This window comes from Streptomyces sp. NPDC088762 (genome assembly GCF_044750905.1).
Classification (GTDB): domain Bacteria; phylum Actinomycetota; class Actinomycetes; order Streptomycetales; family Streptomycetaceae; genus Streptomyces.
Map to the genome: position 1 here is coordinate 100,413 of NZ_JBIVKT010000017.1, position 15,704 is coordinate 116,116.

General features: G+C 72.1%; 20 protein-coding genes. 2 read left to right on the top strand and 18 right to left on the bottom strand.

Annotated features, from left to right (window positions below; all coding sequences use genetic code 11):
* Window positions 1-3 precede the first annotated feature (3 nt).
* Window positions 4-510 (top strand): M23 family metallopeptidase, encoded by a 507-nt coding sequence (locus ACIP5M_RS29745; RefSeq protein ID WP_401202425.1) that lies wholly within the window; start codon window positions 4-6, stop codon window positions 508-510.
* A gap of 85 nt (window positions 511-595) precedes the next feature.
* On the opposite strand, the gene ACIP5M_RS29750 is transcribed toward ACIP5M_RS29745, so the two are convergent.
* The 18 genes from ACIP5M_RS29750 to proS all read right to left on the bottom strand — a co-directional run bounded on the left by ACIP5M_RS29750 (window position 596) and on the right by proS (window position 14,882).
* A complete protein-coding gene (locus tag ACIP5M_RS29750) occupies window positions 596-1,153 on the bottom strand; it encodes a TetR/AcrR family transcriptional regulator (protein WP_401202521.1) in 558 nt (185 codons plus the stop codon).
* Between the two features lie 52 nt (window positions 1,154-1,205).
* Entirely contained in the window at window positions 1,206-2,042 is an 837-nt protein-coding gene (gene whiG, locus ACIP5M_RS29755; RefSeq protein ID WP_401202427.1) for an RNA polymerase sigma factor WhiG, read from the bottom strand.
* 209 nt (window positions 2,043-2,251) lie between these two features.
* The gene (dprA, locus tag ACIP5M_RS29760; protein WP_401202429.1) at window positions 2,252-3,415 is read right to left on the bottom strand and encodes a DNA-processing protein DprA; all 1,164 of its coding nucleotides are present in this window, start codon (window positions 3,413-3,415) and stop codon (window positions 2,252-2,254) included.
* Window positions 3,412-5,043: a YifB family Mg chelatase-like AAA ATPase gene (locus tag ACIP5M_RS29765; protein ID WP_401202431.1), complete on the bottom strand. Its 1,632-nt coding sequence runs from the start codon at window positions 5,041-5,043 to the stop codon at window positions 3,412-3,414. The genes dprA and ACIP5M_RS29765 overlap by 4 nt, the downstream gene beginning before the upstream one ends.
* On the bottom strand, window positions 5,043-5,414 hold the full coding sequence (locus ACIP5M_RS29770) for a YraN family protein (protein ID WP_401202432.1): 372 nt from the start codon (window positions 5,412-5,414) through the stop codon (window positions 5,043-5,045). Before ACIP5M_RS29770 ends, ACIP5M_RS29765 begins: the two co-directional genes overlap by 1 nt.
* A 127-nt stretch (window positions 5,415-5,541) precedes the next feature.
* Window positions 5,542-5,850: a DUF2469 domain-containing protein gene (locus tag ACIP5M_RS29775; RefSeq protein ID WP_005311352.1), complete on the bottom strand. Its 309-nt coding sequence runs from the start codon at window positions 5,848-5,850 to the stop codon at window positions 5,542-5,544.
* Between the two features lie 55 nt (window positions 5,851-5,905).
* The gene (locus ACIP5M_RS29780) at window positions 5,906-6,412 is read right to left on the bottom strand and encodes an NUDIX hydrolase (RefSeq protein WP_401202434.1); all 507 of its coding nucleotides are present in this window, start codon (window positions 6,410-6,412) and stop codon (window positions 5,906-5,908) included.
* Complete coding sequence (gene lepB, locus ACIP5M_RS29785; protein WP_401202435.1) at window positions 6,402-7,184, bottom strand: signal peptidase I; 783 nt, start codon at window positions 7,182-7,184, stop codon at window positions 6,402-6,404. The genes ACIP5M_RS29780 and lepB (ACIP5M_RS29785) overlap by 11 nt, the downstream gene beginning before the upstream one ends.
* A gap of 42 nt (window positions 7,185-7,226) precedes the next feature.
* Window positions 7,227-8,126, bottom strand: coding sequence for a signal peptidase I (lepB, locus tag ACIP5M_RS29790; RefSeq protein WP_401202523.1), 900 nt, complete (start codon window positions 8,124-8,126; stop codon window positions 7,227-7,229).
* Window positions 8,127-8,239: 113 nt separating this feature from the next.
* Complete coding sequence (gene lepB / locus ACIP5M_RS29795) at window positions 8,240-9,022, bottom strand: signal peptidase I (RefSeq protein WP_401202437.1); 783 nt, start codon at window positions 9,020-9,022, stop codon at window positions 8,240-8,242.
* Window positions 9,023-9,077: 55 nt separating this feature from the next.
* Window positions 9,078-9,803, bottom strand: coding sequence for a signal peptidase I (gene lepB / locus ACIP5M_RS29800; protein WP_401202438.1), 726 nt, complete (start codon window positions 9,801-9,803; stop codon window positions 9,078-9,080).
* Between the two features lie 44 nt (window positions 9,804-9,847).
* Window positions 9,848-10,198 (bottom strand): 50S ribosomal protein L19, encoded by a 351-nt coding sequence (gene rplS, locus ACIP5M_RS29805; RefSeq protein WP_365917480.1) that lies wholly within the window; start codon window positions 10,196-10,198, stop codon window positions 9,848-9,850.
* 133 nt (window positions 10,199-10,331) lie between these two features.
* The gene (gene trmD / locus ACIP5M_RS29810) at window positions 10,332-11,153 is read right to left on the bottom strand and encodes a tRNA (guanosine(37)-N1)-methyltransferase TrmD (protein ID WP_401202440.1); all 822 of its coding nucleotides are present in this window, start codon (window positions 11,151-11,153) and stop codon (window positions 10,332-10,334) included.
* Window positions 11,153-11,707 carry a ribosome maturation factor RimM gene (rimM, locus tag ACIP5M_RS29815; RefSeq protein WP_401202441.1) on the bottom strand — a complete coding sequence of 185 codons (555 nt, stop codon included), beginning with the start codon at window positions 11,705-11,707 and terminating at the stop codon, window positions 11,153-11,155. The genes trmD and rimM overlap by 1 nt, the downstream gene beginning before the upstream one ends.
* A gap of 79 nt (window positions 11,708-11,786) precedes the next feature.
* The gene (locus ACIP5M_RS29820; protein ID WP_007266827.1) at window positions 11,787-12,026 is read right to left on the bottom strand and encodes an RNA-binding protein; all 240 of its coding nucleotides are present in this window, start codon (window positions 12,024-12,026) and stop codon (window positions 11,787-11,789) included.
* Between the two features lie 2 nt (window positions 12,027-12,028).
* Window positions 12,029-12,466, bottom strand: a complete 438-nt coding sequence (rpsP, locus tag ACIP5M_RS29825; protein WP_385398712.1) for a 30S ribosomal protein S16 — start codon at window positions 12,464-12,466, stop codon at window positions 12,029-12,031.
* A 202-nt stretch (window positions 12,467-12,668) separates the two neighbouring features.
* A complete protein-coding gene (locus ACIP5M_RS29830; RefSeq protein ID WP_401202443.1) occupies window positions 12,669-13,268 on the bottom strand; it encodes a hypothetical protein in 600 nt (199 codons plus the stop codon).
* Between the two features lie 201 nt (window positions 13,269-13,469).
* The gene (gene proS / locus ACIP5M_RS29835) at window positions 13,470-14,882 is read right to left on the bottom strand and encodes a proline--tRNA ligase (RefSeq protein ID WP_401202444.1); all 1,413 of its coding nucleotides are present in this window, start codon (window positions 14,880-14,882) and stop codon (window positions 13,470-13,472) included.
* A 131-nt stretch (window positions 14,883-15,013) separates the two neighbouring features.
* On the opposite strand from proS, the gene ACIP5M_RS29840 reads away from it, so the two are divergent.
* Complete coding sequence (locus tag ACIP5M_RS29840; protein ID WP_401202445.1) at window positions 15,014-15,700, top strand: methyltransferase type 11; 687 nt, start codon at window positions 15,014-15,016, stop codon at window positions 15,698-15,700.
* The last annotated feature ends 4 nt before the right edge of the window (window positions 15,701-15,704 follow it).

Here is a 15,704-nt window from a genome sequence, read left to right on the forward strand (position 1 = left end):
GACATGACGACACTGCTGCTCAGCCTGCTCCTGGCCCTGGCCCAGGCGGCCGGCGTGCCTTGGACGGGTCTGCGGCCCCTGCCCGCGCCGCTGACGGTGGCCCGCTGGTGGGATCCGCCCCCGACCCCGTACGCGGCCGGCCACCGCGGTGTGGACCTTTCCGCGCCGGTGGGCGCGGAGCTCCGCGCGGTCGGCCCGGGGCGTGTGCACTACGCCGGGCAGGTCGCGGGCCGCGGCGTCCTGTCCCTCACCCTCCCGAACGGCCTGCGCACGACCTACGAACCGGTCCGCCCCCTGGTGGCGGAGGGCGAGCAGGTCACGGCGGGCCAGGTGGTGGCGACCCTCACGGCGGGCTCCCACTGCCCGGCCCCGTGCCTGCACTGGGGCCTCCTGAGGGGCGAGGAATACCTGAACCCCCTCACCCTCCTGCCCCGCCCGACTCCCCGCCTCCTGCCGACATCCACCCCGGCCGCGCCAACTCCCGCCCCACCGCCGCTTGAGGATCCCTGAGCCGCACCGGCCCACCCCTCAGGAGCCGAAGCCAGCCCCGCCGGCGTTTTTGAGGCGCGGGGTCTGGGGCGGAGCCCCAGGGGCCTCAGCCCCCGACGCCCCGCAGCGCCATGGCCACGGCCGCCTCCGTCACCACGGCCGGGTCCTCGGCGGCCCCGAGCTCGATCCGCCGGACGGCAGCGTCCACCACACCCTGGAGCAGCATCGCGGAAAGCTTCGGTTCCGGCTGCCCCAGGGCGGCCAAGGCCTCGACGATCATCGCCACCAGCCCCCCGTGCGCAGCGCGGATCTTCTCCCGCGCCCCCGCATCCAGCTCGCTCGCCGAGATGGCCACCACCGCCCGGTGCCGCCGGTCCCCCACCAGCCCCAACTGGCTCCGCACATAGGCCTCGATCTTGGCCTCCGGCGACTGCGCCTCCTGCATGGCCGCCTCGATCTCGGCGGCCCACACGGGGAAGTCCACGGCGCACAGCTCTTCGACGACGGCCGCGCGGGACCTGAAGTACTCGTACACGGAGGACCGGGCGAGACCGGTCCGCTCGGCGAGGGCGGGGAAGGTCAGCGCCTCCGTCCCGCCTTCGGACAACAACGAGCGCGCGGCGTCCAAGAGGGCGCCGCGCTGCATCGACCGGTGCTCGGCCACGGAGGCCGCTCGAATCCTGGGCACGTGTCCACTTTACGGAGGTGCCGCAAGCTCACCGCCCCACATCTGCCAGCTTCGCCCGGAGTTGCAGCACGGACTTGGTGTGGATCTGGCTGACCCGGCTCTCGGTGACGCCCAGCACGTTGCCGATCTCGGCCAGCGTGAGTCCCTCGTAGTAGTAGAGGGTCACCACCGTCTTCTCCCGCTCGGGCAGCGTGTTGATGGCCCGCGCCAGCAGCCGCCGCAGCTCCCGGTCCTCGGCGACCTCCACCGGGTTGTCGGCGGCGGTGTCCTCCAGGGTGTCCATCAGCGAGAGCCGGTCGCCGCCCTCCCCGCCGACGTGCAGCAGTTCCTCCAGGGCGACCACGTTCGCGAGGGACAACTGGCTGAAGACCGCGTGGAGGTCCTCGACTCCGATCCCCATCTCCCCGGCGACCTCGCTCTCGGTCGGGGTGCGCCGCAGCTGCGCCTCCAGCGTGGCGTAGGCCCGCTCCACGGCCCGCGCCTTCTGCCGCACGGAGCGCGGGATCCAGTCCAGTGCCCGCAGTTCGTCGATCATCGCGCCGCGGATGCGGGTGATGGCGTAGGTCTCGAACTTGATCGACCGGTCGATGTCGAACTTCTCGATGGCGTCGATGAGTCCGAAGACGCCGGAGGATACGAAGTCGGCCTGCTCCACGTTGGGCGGCAGTCCCACGCTGACCCGGCCGGCGACGTACTTGACCAGGGGTGAGTAGTGCAGGATCAGCTGCTCCCGGAGCCGTTCGTCACCGGAGTCCTTGTACGAGCGCCAGAGCGCCTCCAGGGACGAGGGCGCGGTGGACCGCACGCTGCCGCGGGCAGCGGGGGGCACCGCAGCGCGGTCAGACCCTGAGGTGTGCTGGGGCATGCTTCGCCTTTGCCGGAGCGGGATTCCTTGGGAGCGTAGCGTGACGGAAGTGTCGCGGTGCGCGAAGAGTACGGGATCGCGCGGGGGCACAGGGGCGGCCCGACTCGCGCGGGCGACCCGGGACCGGCGCCTGGCGCACGGTCCCGGCGACTGCCATCGGGAAGACCGCGTCTCTCATCGGTTTCACTCTTTCACCGGAACGCCCCAGGTCAACGACCGCCTCGCCGGGTGTCCCCGGTTTGTGTGCCTCCTCCAGGTGTTTGTCGGGTCAACTGCCAACCGTCGCCCTGCCGTTCGACGAACCCCAGAGAGTGAAGTTCGTACAGTCTGCCGATGACTTCATCGGCGCCGGTGCCGGAGGCAAGTGCCACCTGGTCCACGTCCGCCGGTCTGCCGGCGGGGAGCGCTTCGAGCACCCGGGCGGTCTCCCGGTCCAGCAGGTCCCGCGCGACGACGGGGCCGCGCCGCTCGGGAGCCAGCTCGCCGATCGAGCCGACCAGCTCGACCACCTCGGCCGCGTCGGTCACGAGGGCCGCCTCGCCGCGGAGCAGTTCGTGCACTCCGGCCGAGAGCCCGCTGGTGGCGGGCCCGGGAACCCCCATGGTGATCCGTCCGAGCTCCCGGGCCCGCCGGGCGGTGACGAGGGATCCGCTGCGGTGGGCCGCCTCCACCACGACCGTCCCCCGGGTGAGGGCGGCGATGACCCGGTTGCGCAGGACGAAGCGGCTGGGGGTGGGGTGGCTTCCGGGCGGCAGCTCCCCCAGGACGAGGCCCTGGCCGGCGATCCGGCCGAGGAGCCCGGCGTGCCCCCGGGGGTAGGCGACGTCAGCCCCGCAGGCCAGGACCGCCGCGGTGGCGCCGCCCGAGGCCAGCGCCCCGCGATGGGCGGCGCCGTCGATCCCGTAAGCGGCCCCGGAGACCACCACCCAGCCCAGCTCGGCGAGCCCGGCGGCCAGGGTCTGGGCCATGTGCGCCCCGTAGGGGGTGCAGGCGCGGGCCCCGACCACGGCGACCGAGCGCAGCGCCCAGGTACGCAGGTTCGGTCTGCCCCGGAGCCACAGTCCGACGGGCCGGGCGTCGCCGAGGTCGTCGAGCTGGGTCGGCCACTCCGCCGATTTGGGGCACACGAACCGGCCCCCCGACCCGGCGGCCAGCTCCAGGTCCCGCTGCGGGTCGGCCAGCGCCGCCCGTCTGCGGTAGCCGGCGAGCCGCTCCTCCCCCACTCCGCCCGGAACGCCCGGTTCCGCCTGCGGCGCCGTCAGGAGCTCCATCAGCCCGACGGCTCCGTACTCCCGCAGCCAGCGCCCGCCGTGCTCGTCCCCGGGCTCGAGCACCCGCGTCAGCGCGGCCCGCGCCAGCTCCTCCGGGGTCATGGGCCGGCTCCCGCCGCGAGGGTCGCCCCACGGGCGATGCCGGTCCGCAGCTCCAGCGCGACGGCCACGTCCAGGGCGTCGGGCCGGTCACGCCCCCGCAGGTCGGCGACGGTCCAGGCCACGCGCAGCACCCGGTCCAGCCCCCGCGCGGTGAGCAGCCCGCGCTCCATGTCCCGCTCGGCTTGCGCCATGGCTCCCGGAGCGGGCTGCCGGCGGGTGCGCAGTTCCTGTCCGGGCACCTCGGAGTTGAGCCGCCAGGGGGTGTCGGCGAGCCGGACGGCGGCCCGGTCCCTGGCCTCCCGCACCCGCTCCGCGACCACCGCGGTGGATTCGCCGCGGCCGCCCTGTCCCAGCAGGTCGGAACGGGTCACGGGCTCGGCCTCCACCCTCAGGTCCACCCGGTCGAGCAGGGGCCCGGACAGCCTCGCCTGATAGCGCCGGATCACGGCGGGCGGGCACTCGCAGCCGGCTCCGTGCAGGGTGTGGCGCCCGCACGGGCACGGGTTCGCGGCGAGCACCATCAGGAATCTGGCGGGCAGCCTGACCACCCCCGCGGCGCGGGCGATGACCACGTGGCCGGATTCCAGGGGCTGGCGCAGGGCGTCCAGCGCCCGGCCGTGGAATTCGGCGGCCTCGTCCAGGAACAGCACGCCCCGGTGGGCGAGGGAGACGGCTCCCGGCCTGGGCACCCCGTTGCCGCCACCCACCAGGGACTGCATGGTCGCCGAGTGGTGCGGTGCGCAATAGGGCGGTCTGGTGACGAGCGGCTCGCCGGGCGGGAGGATGCCCGCCACCGAGTGGACGGCGGTGACCTCCACGGAGTCCTGGCGGGTGAGCGGAGGCAGGATCCAGGGCAGCCGCTCGGCCAGCATGGTCTTGCCCGCCCCGGGAGGCCCGCTGAGGAAGAGGTGGTGGCCCCCGGCGGCCGCCACCTCCAGGGCCCGCCGCGCGGTGTGCTGCCCGGCCACATCTGCGAGGTCGGGAAAGTCCGCCTCCCCGTGCCCGGAGCGGCCGGCGGCCAGTCCGGTGCCGAGGGCCGCCCCCGGGACGAGCAGCCCGGCCAGCATCGGGTCCGGGCGGCCCGGCGGCTCGCCGGGCTCCTCCTCGGGCACCACCCCGTCGGTCAGGACCGCGATCAGCTGGCGCAGGCTGCGCACGCCGAGCACGGCGACCTCCGGCACGAGCGCCGCCTCGGCGGCGCACTGGTGCGGGACGACCACCTGCCGGTATCCGGCCTCCGCGGCGGCGAGGACCGCCGGCAGGATCCCCCGGACCGGACGCACCCGGCCGTCCAGCCCCAGCTCCCCGATCAGCACGAGATCGGCGATCGCGCCCGGGTCGACCAGCTCGGCGGCGCCGAGGACGGCGGCCGCCACGGCCAGATCGAAACCGGCGCCGGATTTCGGCACGGAGGCCGGGCTGAGGCCGACCGTGAGCTTCTTCTGCGGCCAGGCCGCGCCCGAATTGACCACGGCGGCCCGCACCCGGTCCCGGCTCTCGACGAGGGTCTTGTCGGGCAGGCCCACCAGCGTGAAGGCCGCGACCCCGGGCTCCAGGTCGGCCTGGACCTCCACCACCACCCCGTCGACGCCCACCAGGGCCACCGAACACGCTCGCGCGAATCCCATCAGGCCACCCCCCTGACGTGCTCCACGACGGGGGCGCCGCGCCGTGGCAGCAGGACTCCGACCAGGTCGATGCGGACCCCGCCCGGGGGCGGTCCGCCGTGGTCGGCGAGCCAGCGCCCCGCCAGTCTGCGCAAGCGCTCGGCCTTGCCGTACCGCACGGCGGCCATGGGATGTTCGAACTGCCCCGCACGCCGGGTCTTGACCTCGCAGACGACGAGGGCGTCACCGTCCCGGGCGACGATGTCGATCTCGCCGCCGCGACACCGCCAGTTCCGCGCGATCACGGTCATCCCGGCCTCGGTCAGCCGCCGCGCCGCGAGCTCCTCGCCGTACCGCCCCAATGCCTGCCGTGCCACGTCCTTCGCGTTCATTCGGCACCACCTCCGGCACCGACACTCCCGCGCCCCCGCCCACCCTGTGGATCTTGGTGGACAACCCCGCCGTTGTGGACAACCCGGCCACCCACACGGGGGAACCGGTCACCCCCACAGGGGAAACTCAGCTGCCGGGCAGCTCGAGATCGCTCTTGTTGAGCTCCTCGATGTTCACGTCCTTGAAGGTCAGCACCCGCACCTGCTTCACGAACCGGGCCGGCCTGTACATGTCCCAGACCCACGCGTCGGCCATCGAGACCTCGAAGAAGACCTCGCCCTGGACCGAGTGCACCTGCATCTCGTAGTCGTTGGTGAGGTAGAAACGGCGTTCGGTCTCGATCACATACTTGAACAGCCCGACGACGTCGCGGTACTCCCGATAGAGCTTCAGCTCCATCTCGGTCTCGTACTTTTCGAGGTCCTCGGCACTCATGGCATGTTCCCCTTCAGCCGTGCGTCCCCCTATTGTGCGCCAGGCCCCTGCGCCCCTAGACGATTTCCGGGGCCAGGACCACCGGGGCACCCGGAGGACCGTCGTCGAGCAGCGTACGGAGCAGCTCGGCGAGTCTGGTCGGGTACACCGTCTCACGGGCCGAGAGAAGTTCCTCGGAGGTCCACCACCTGGCTCCGGTGACGCTGCGCCGCTCCAGCTCCGTGAACCCGGTGATCCGGGTCTCCGTCTGGGCGGTACGTGCCAGGAAGTACCACTCGTCCTGCTCCCAGCGCCGCCCGTCGAAGGGGAAAGAGCAGTACCGGTGCCACAGGACGGGTCCCAGCTCCACCTCTGTGATCCCCGTCTCCTCCGCCAGCTCCCGCAGCGCGGCCTGCTCCCGGCTCTCGTCGCCCTCGACACCGCCGCCCGGCGTGAACCACCAGTCGTCCTCGGGATCGGCCGGTTCGAAACCGTGCAGCAGCAGGATCCGGTCCGCCGGGTCCAGCAGGATCACCCGCGACACCTTCCGGGGACCACCGCCGGCGGCCGCCTCAGCGGACACCGGCCCGCTCCCGCCGCCGCCCGCGCCCCAGGACCCGTACGAGGGGCCCGTACGCGGCCCCCAGCAGCACCAGCGCGGCTCCGGCCACCACCGCCGCCACCTGGAGGCGCAGGGGCCCCGGCCGCGAGATCCCGCCCGGCAGGCCCGCGTACGTCCGCGGCCGCTCCAGCATCGCCATGGAGGGCCAGGCCAGGGCGTCGACGCGGGCGCTGACCGCCGAGCGGGCGACGGTGCCCTGCCCGGCCTCCTGGAGATGGGCCCGGGAGTCCAGGGAGGCCGCCCGCCGGTCCCCCAGCAGGAAGAGGTTGCCCTCGGGGACCGTCACCTCGAAGGGGGTCCCGGGGGCCGGCGGCTGCCCGGCGGGCATGGGCAGGCCCGGGTCGGGCGGGGTGGCGTCGATGTAGGGCTCGTCCAGAGCCGTGCCGTTCACGGTCAGCCGGCCGCCGGCGCCGCAGCACTTCACGGTGTCGCCGCCGATGCCGACGACCCGCTTGACCATGGGCGAATCGCTCCACATGGAATCGGTGAAGATGACCACGTCGCCGCGGCGCACCTCACCGCCGTCGATGCGCTGTGCGAGCACCCGGTCCCCGGGGCGCACCGTCGGCATCATCGAGTCGGTCGGCACCGTGTAGGGCTGGTAGACCACCGCTCCCCACACGAAACCGCCGAGGAAGAGCGCAAAACCGATGGCCACGGCGATACCCGACAGCACATTGCCGAGTCCGCCGCGGCCGTCCCTGCCACCGCGTATTGCTTGGTTTCCGCCCATTGCAGCGCCCCACACTCGGAGATCGTCGACCTGGGCGGCACCCTACCCGGCGGTACGGCTCCGGGTCAGCCTCCGCCGGCGCCACATGACGAGCGGCACGGCCCCCGTGAGGCCCAGCGCGGCCGGGCCGAGCCCGACCGGAGCCGCCTCGGTCGCCCCGAGGCCGAGCGCGGCGGTCTTGGTCTGGTTGCCGATGCCCGGCTGGTCGAAGGTGTCCGGGATCGGCAGGGTGGCCCAGCGGGTGATCGGCCACGCGACCACGACGGCCCGCCCGACGACGTCGTCGACCGGGACGAAGCCCTGGGTGGAGTCCTGCATGTGGTAGCGGGAGTCCTGGGAGTTCTGCCGGTGGTCACCCATCACCCAGATCTTGCCCTTGGGGACCGTGATCGGGCCGAAGGGGGCGTCGTCGCACGGGGTGTTGCCGGGGAAGATGTACGGCTCGTCGAGCGCCTTGCCGTTGACGACGACCGGTCCCCCCTTCTTGCACTCGACCGTGTCCCCGCCGATGGCGATGGTCCGCTTGATCAGGTCCTTCTCCGCGGCATCCGGCATCAGACCGATCTTGCTGAGGACCGTCTGCATGAAGTTCGGCTCCGGGGTGGGCTCTCCGGCGAGCCAGTTCGCGGGGTCGTGGAAGACCACGACCTCGCCGCGCTCGGGCTCGGAGCCGAACCACGGGGTCAGCTTGTCCACCAGGACCCGGTCCCCGCGCTGCAGGGTGTCCTGCATCGAGTCGGACGGGATCGAGAACGCCTGCACCAGGAAGGTCTTGATCAGCAGGGCCAGCAGCAGGGCGATGCCGATGAGGAGCGGAAGCTCCTTCCAGAAGGAGCGGTGCGGGCGCGCCTTGGTGCCGTCGTCCTCCTCGGCCTCGCGCTTGACGGCATCGTCCGGCCGCTCATCGCCTTCGTCGCGTCCGGATCGTGCGCCTACCGCCACATCCCCCACATCCACTCCTCACTCGGAAATCGCCGCCCGCACCGGATCGGACACGGGCCCTCCCCTCCCCTAACGAGCGGGAGTTCCCTAGGGCTCGGGAGACCCAGGACACACTATGCGAACGGCGCGCCCCGACGGCGTCGCCTGCGGGCGCGTCCCTCGCGCCGCGCCTGATCGGGCACCATGCGGAAGGTCGCGGGCTGCTCCAGCCGGCGCCAGTGGTCGTAGGGCCAGGCGATCACCACGGCCTCGCCCACGACCCCCTTTTCGTCGATGGTCCCGTCGAAGGCCTCGTCGAGGTGGTAGCGGGAATCGGCCGAATTCGCCCGGTGGTCGCCCATCACGAAGAGCCGGCCCGCCGGCACCTTCACCTCGAAGCGGATCTCCGACGGAGCGTTGCCCGCGTTCACGTACGGCTCGTCGAGCGGCGAGCCGTTGACGGAGACCCGGCCCCTGGCGTCACAGCACTTGACGGTGTCCCCGCCGATCCCGATGACCCGCTTGATCAGGTCCTGCTCGTCGGCCGAGGGCAGCAGGCCGATGAAGGTCAGGGCCTGTTTGACCTGCTTCACGCCGACCGGGTCGGGCGCGGGCCGGGCCGCCTCGCCCTTGAGCCAGCCCCCGGGGTCCTTGAAGACGACGATGTCGCCACGCTCGATCTCGGAGCCGAACCACGGGGTCAGCTTGTCCACCAGGACCCGGTCGCCGATCCGGATGGTCTGTTCCATGGAGCCCGACGGGATGAAGAAGGCCTGCACGAGGAAGGTCTTGAGGAGCAGGGCGATGCACAGGGCCACCGCGACCAGCAGGGGCAGTTCCCCCGCGCGGCGCGTGCGGCGGCGCCGGCGCACCTTGCGGGCCAGCCGGCGCCGCTCGGCCCGGCCGCCCTCGGGCACGGGGCCGGGTTCCGGCTCCGGCTCGGGCTCCCGCCGCGGTCGCGGCCGCCCGCGGCTACCCACGACCGCCGCCGACGGCACCCCAGCGCGAGGCCGGCCAGCCGATCCAGTCGGCCCGCCCGATCACCTTCTCCACCGGCACCATCCCCCCGCCCGGTTCCCCCAGGTGGTCGCGCGAGTCCCGGGACTGGGCACGATGATCACCCATCACCCACAGGGTCCCCAGGGGTACGACGATCCGGAAGGGCACCGTCGAGGGAGCGTCGCCGGGGTGGAGGTAGGGCTCCTCCAGCGGTACCCCGTTGACCTCCACGCGGCCGCCGGCGTCGCAGCACACCACGTCGTCACCGCCGACGCCCACGACCCGCTTCACGAAGTCGGTGTCGGAGGGCTCCGCGAGGCCGAGCGCCGACCCCACCCCGTGCAGGGCCGTACCGATCGGATCGCCCCCGGGCCGTTCCCGTACGAAGGATCCCGTGCCGTCGAAGACCACCACGTCCCCGCGGCGCGGCTGGTCGCCGAAACGGTACGCCAGCTTGTTCACCAGCAGCCGGTCCCCCACCTGGAGCGTCGGCTCCATCGAACGGCTCGGGATCAGGAAGGGCTGGACGACGAAATTGCCGAGCAGCAGCAGGAAGACGGTGAGGAGCACGCCGAGCAGTCCGGCCCGCCGCAGGGTCAGCGGCCGCCGACCGGCGCCTGAAAAGACGGAACGCGACCGCTCCTCCCCCTCGCGGGGGGAAGAGTGGCCGCGTTCCGTGTGAGGTGCTTCGGTGTCCATCGGGAGCGAGCCTATCCGGCCACCCCGGGACCCCGAAGAGGACCTCAGTTGTCGCGCTTCTCCTTGATCTTCGCGGCCTTGCCGCGGAGCTCACGGAGGTAGTACAGCTTGGCGCGGCGCACGTCACCGCGGGTGACGAGCTCGATCTTCTCGAAGATCGGGGAGTGGACCGGGAAGGTACGCTCCACGCCGACGCTGAAGGAGACCTTGCGAACGGTGAAGGTCTCGGAGACGCCAGAGCCCTGGCGACGGATGACAACACCCTTGAACTGCTGGATACGGGAGCGGTTGCCCTCGATCACGCGGACGTGCACGTTGATCGTGTCACCCGGGCGGAAGGCCGGGACGTCCGAGCGGAGCGCGGCGGCGTTGACGCCATCGAGCAGGTGAGACATGTTCTTCGTCTGCTTTCTTCGCATGACGCCACAGGTCGCCAGTGCGGGTTTCCGTAGAGAATTCGGGAGCCGTGCCACCCTGCGGACGACGGTCCCCCTGTGGCAGGGGCGTCCACGAGCACACAGCAGCCGCCTATTCTTCCACGGCCGGCGGCCTGCGCCAAAATCGGCCGTCGGGCGTCGGCTGCCAGCCCAGGATGGAGAGGATCTCCCGGTCCTTCTTGTCGAAGGCGGCGGCCTCGCAGCGCTCGATCAGGTCCGGGCGGTTCTGCGCGGTCCGCCGGAAGGCCTCGTCGCGGCGCCAGCGTGCGATCTTGCCGTGGTGCCCGCTGAGCAGCACCTCGGGGATGTCCCGGCCGCGCCAGACGGGGGGCTTGGTGTAGACGGGCCCCTCGAGAAGGTTCGCCATCTCGCCGGGCGCGAAGGAGTCGTCCCGGTGGGATTCGGCGTTGCCGAGCACTCCGGGCAGCAGCCGGGCCACGGCCTCGGTGACGACCAGGACGGCGGCCTCGCCGCCCGCCAGGACGTAGTCGCCGATGGAGACCTCGTACACCGGCATGCGCGTGGCGTACTCGTCCATGACCCGGCGGTCGATGCCCTCGTAGCGGGCCGGCGTGAAGATCAGCCAGGGCCGTTCGGAGAGTTCGACGGCCAGCTCCTGCGTGAAGGGCCGGCCGCTGGGCGTGGGGACGACCATGACGGGCCCGTGCGCGCCCGACTCGTACCCGTCGGCCAGCGCCTCGTCGAGGGCCTCGCCCCACGGCTCGGTCTTCATGACCATGCCGGGGCCGCCGCCGTACGGGGTGTCGTCGACCGTGTTGTGCCGGTCGTACGTCCAGTCCCGCAGGTCGTGGACGTGTACGTCGAGCTGGCCGCGGGCCCGGGCCTTGCCGACCAGGGAGACGTTCAGCGGCTCCAGGTACTCGGGGAAGATCGTGACGACGTCGAGCCGCATCAGGCGTCGCCCTCGGCGTCGCGGGTCGAGTCGATGACCGCCTCACGCTCGTCGATCAGCCCGGGCGGCGGGGTGATGACGCAGCGCTGCTCCTCCAGGTCGATCTCGGCGACGATCTCCTCCACGAAGGGGATCATCACCTCGGTGCCGTCCGGCCGCTCGACGATGAAGAGGTCCTGCGACGGCAGGTGGGAGATCTCGGTGATCCGGCCGATCTCCGTGCCGTCCTCCAGCACCACGTCCAGGTCCATCAGCTGGTGGTCGTAGTACTCGTCCTCGTCCTCCGGCAGCTCCGCCGGGTCCACGTCGGCGATCAGGAGCGTGTTGCGCAGCGCCTCGGCGCCGGTGCGGTCCTTGACGCCGGCGAAGCGGAGCAGGAGGCGTCCGCTGTGCACACGGCCCGCCTCGATGGTCAGCGGCCCCGCCGACGCGGGCTCGGTCCGCAGGACGGCGCCGGGCGAGAGCCGCAGCTCCGGCTCGTCCGTGCGCACCTCTACGGTGACCTCACCCTTGATCCCGTGGGCGCGGCCGACCCGCGCGACTACCAGCTCCACTTGTACCTCTCCTGTTCAGACGACGACGGGCCGGGGCGGGCGCAATGCCCTCCCCGGCCCGTGCCGGTGTTTCAACTTTTCAGCGGACCTGGTCCACGTCGACGAGGTCGACGCGGATCCCGCGGCCGCCGATGGCGCCCACGACGGTACGCAGAGCACGCGCGGTGCGGCCGTTGCGGCCGATCACCTTGCCGAGGTCGTCGGGGTGGACCCTGACCTCGAGCACCTGCCCGCGGCGCAGGTTGCGCGAGGCGACCTGCACATCGTCGGGGTTGTCCACAATGCCCTTTACGAGGTGCTCAAGAGCCTCCTCGAGCATGCTCAGGCCTCGGTCGACTCGGCGGCGGCCTCAGCCTCGTCCGCCTTCTTGTCGGCCTTCTTCGCCTTCTGGGTGATGGCCTCGCCCTTGGCGTCGCCACCCTCGAGGGTCTTGGCGAACTCGTCGAAGGAACGACGCTTGTCTTCCTTCGTCGCCGGCTGCAGCAGCGGCGCGGGGGCGGGAAGGCCCTTGTGGGCCTGCCAGTCACCGGTCAGCTTCAGGATGGCGAGCACAGCCTCGGTGGGCTGGGCGCCGACGGACAGCCAGTACTGCGCACGCTCGGCGTTGACCTCGATGCGCGACGGGTTGTAGGTCGGGTGGTAGATACCGATCTCCTCGATCGCGCGACCATCCCGGCGGGTGCGGGCGTCGGCGACGACGATGCGGTAGTGCGGCTGGCGAATCTTGCCGAGGCGCTTGAGCTTGATCTTGACTGCCACTGGAGTGGTGTCTCCTGAACTTGACGTGGTTGGGCACATGAGATGCCACGTGGGGTTGCGGTACTCGGGTGCCCGATGGACGCGTCAGCCGGAGGAGAGAGGGGTCCTATGCGACTGTCGAGTACAGCTGTTCATTGTGCCATACGCCTGCGGTCCGCTCAGCCGTACGGGTGTCCGGCCTCCCGGCCCGCCACTGCCCCGGTCAGGAGGCTGCGGCCGCGACCGCCACTTCCGGGATGCGGAACGGCTTCATGCAGCCGCCGCACACGATCGGCGCCTGGGCGAGCACGGAGGGGACCACCCGTACGTTGCGCCCGCAGTCGCAGACCGCCTTGACCCGCACGCCGCCGCCGGAGGACCCGTGCCGGGCGGCCGGTCCGCGGAAGCTGCGCTTGGTGTCGGCGGCCGTGGCGGCCGTGTGCGCCTTCAGGGCCCGCTGGAGCCGCTCCATGGTGGGGCGGTAGCGCCGCCTCGCCTCGGGGTTGAGCGTGACGAGCGAGAAACCGCTGCTCGCGTGCGGCTCTTCGGAGTGGTCCAGCCCCATCTCCTCGGCGATCGCGAGGAATCTGCGGTTGTGGTAGCGGCCGGCGCGCGAGGTGTCTCGGACCCCGCGGGCGGCGGCGATGCCGTGGACTGCCTCGTGCAGCAGTCGCTCGAAGGAGAGCTCGGCGCCACAGGCGGACGACGACTCTCCGATCAGGGACTCGGGCGCGGCAAGGTCAGGCAGCTCGGGGTGGTACCGCTGAATGTCGGCCCACGCCTGCGCCAGCTCTGCGGCGAGAACAGGTGGTGTCGTGCTCACGTCGTGACAACGAGCCGAGGTGCCCCGGTGTTCCGATTCCGGGCCATTCCAAATTTTTTGCACGTACCAGTCAGTTCAGTCTCATGCGTCCTGACGAGGACGGGTGCGTCCATGTCAGGAGGAGTCGGTACGTAACGAGTACGAACGACGCACTCGGCCCCGGCGGCGCGGCACGGCCGCACCGCCGGGGCCCGGGGCGCACTAGTACGAACGCGCGACGATCGCGAGGGTGCCCGGGGCGTCGTCCGCCTCCGGAACCGACCCGTCGGCGGCTACCAGGCAGCGCACGGAGACGGCCTGCTCGGCCAGCTTGGCCTCGCCCTCCGGGCCGAGGTCGGCCCACGGGATCCGCGCCCAGCCGCCGGCGATGGCGGCCTCGGCGGCCTCCTCGATGGTGGCCACGTCGGACGTACGGGCCTCACGGCGCTCGCGGGACTCGCGCAGCAGCTGCGCCTGGTCCTCGTCCAGCACCTTGGGCAGCAGGTCGGCGAGCGCGTCGATCTGCACCGGGGTCTTCCCGCCCGGGATGCGGCGGGCCAGCATCGCGGTTCCGGCCTCCAGGTCGCGGGGGCCGATCTCGATGCGCACCGGTACGCCCTTGAGCTCCCAGTCCACGGCGCGGCGGCCGAAGGGGGTGTCCACGCGGTCGTCGACCTGGACGCGGATGCCGGCGGCCTTCAGCTGCGCACCGAGCTCGCGGACCTTGGCGACGGCCTCGTCACCCTTGATCGCCATGACGACGACCTGGACGTGGGCCAGGCGCGGCGGGACGCGCAGGCCGTTGTCGTCGCCGTGGGACATGATCAGGCCGCCGACCATGCGGGTCGAGACGCCCCACGAGGTCTGCCAGACGAGCTCCTGCTTGCCTTCCTTCGACAGGTACTGCGTGTTGAAGGCCTTGGCGAAGTTGGTGCCGAGCTCGTGGCTCGTGCCCAGCTGGAGGGCCTTGCCGTCGCCCATCATGCCCTCGAGGGTGAGGGTGTTGATGGCGCCGGCGAAGCGCTCCTTCGCGGTCTTGCGGCCCAGCACGACGTCGATGCCGAGCACGTTCGTCATGAAGTCGCCGTAGACGTCGCGGTGGATCCGGGCGGCGTAGTCGCGGGCGTCCTCGTACGTGGCGTGGGCGGTGTGGCCCTCCTGCCAGAGGAACTCGCTCGTACGGAGGAACACGCGCGGGCGCATCTCCCAGCGGACCACGTTGGCCCACTGGTTGATCAGCAGGGGCAGGTCGCGGTAGCTCTGGACCCACTTGGAGAAGTAGTCGTTGATGATCGTCTCGGAGGTGGGCCGGACGACGACCGGCTCTTCCAGCTCCTTGCCGCCGCCGTGCGTGACGACCGCGAGCTCGGGGGCGAAGCCCTCGACGTGCTCCGCTTCCTTCGTCAGGTACGACTGCGGGATGAACAGCGGGAAGTACGCGTTCTGGGCGCCCGCGTCCTTGATGCGCGCGTCCATCTCCTGCTGCATCCGCTCCCACAGGCCGTAGCCGTACGGTCGGATGACCATGGTGCCGCGGACCGGACCGTTGTCGGCCAGTTCGGCCTTGTTGATCAGATCCTGGTACCAGCGGGGGAAATCCTCCGCCTGCGGGGTGAGAACGGGTGCCTTTGCCATGGCGCGAATGGTACGGCGCCGGGCGCGCCGAGCGTGAATCGGGTGGCGCGCTCCTCTGGACGCGGACGCGAATGGGGAGTTCTCTGGCAACGGGGGCAAGGGGGCGACACGGAATCAGGAGCGCTCTTTCGATGACACCGATGCCGACGGCCACGCTCGTCGCCCGGGACTGGGCCGAGATCCAGGAACGGATGCTGGTACCGCTGTACGAGGCGGTCTACGACCGGCTGGAGGTCGGGCCGGGCGATCGGCTGCTCGGCCTCGACTGCGGGGCCGGGCTGGCCCTGCTGCTCGCGGCCGGGCGGGGAGCCGTGGCCACGGGTGTGGAGGCGGATCCGGCGCGGCGCGCGCTGGCCCGTGAGCGCCTCCTGGACGTCCTGGCGGAACCTCCCGCGGCGCCGCCGGGGAACCGCCCGTACGACGCCCTGCTGGCCTTCTCGCCGGCCCCGGCGGCCCTGGCCGCGGCGCTGCCCGCGGTCCGGCGGGGCGGGGCCGTGGTGCTGGCCGACTGGGGTCCGGCGGAGCGCTGCACGGTGCCGTCGGTGCTGGGCGGCGGGCCGGTGCCCCGGGACCTGGACGCGCTGGTCGAGCGGGCCGGGCTGCGGCCGGACGGCTCCGGGCGGGTCTTCTGCCCCTTCGGGTACGCGGACGTGGACAGCGCCGTACGCGGGCTGCTGTCGACCCGCCTCTACGACGGCGCCGCGGACGCCTCGCTGGCGGAGAAGGAGCTGGCCGAGGCCCTTCACCCGTACGAGCGGCCCGACGGGTCCGTATGGCTGCCGAACATCTTCCGGTACGTGATCGCCCGAATGGCCTGACCCG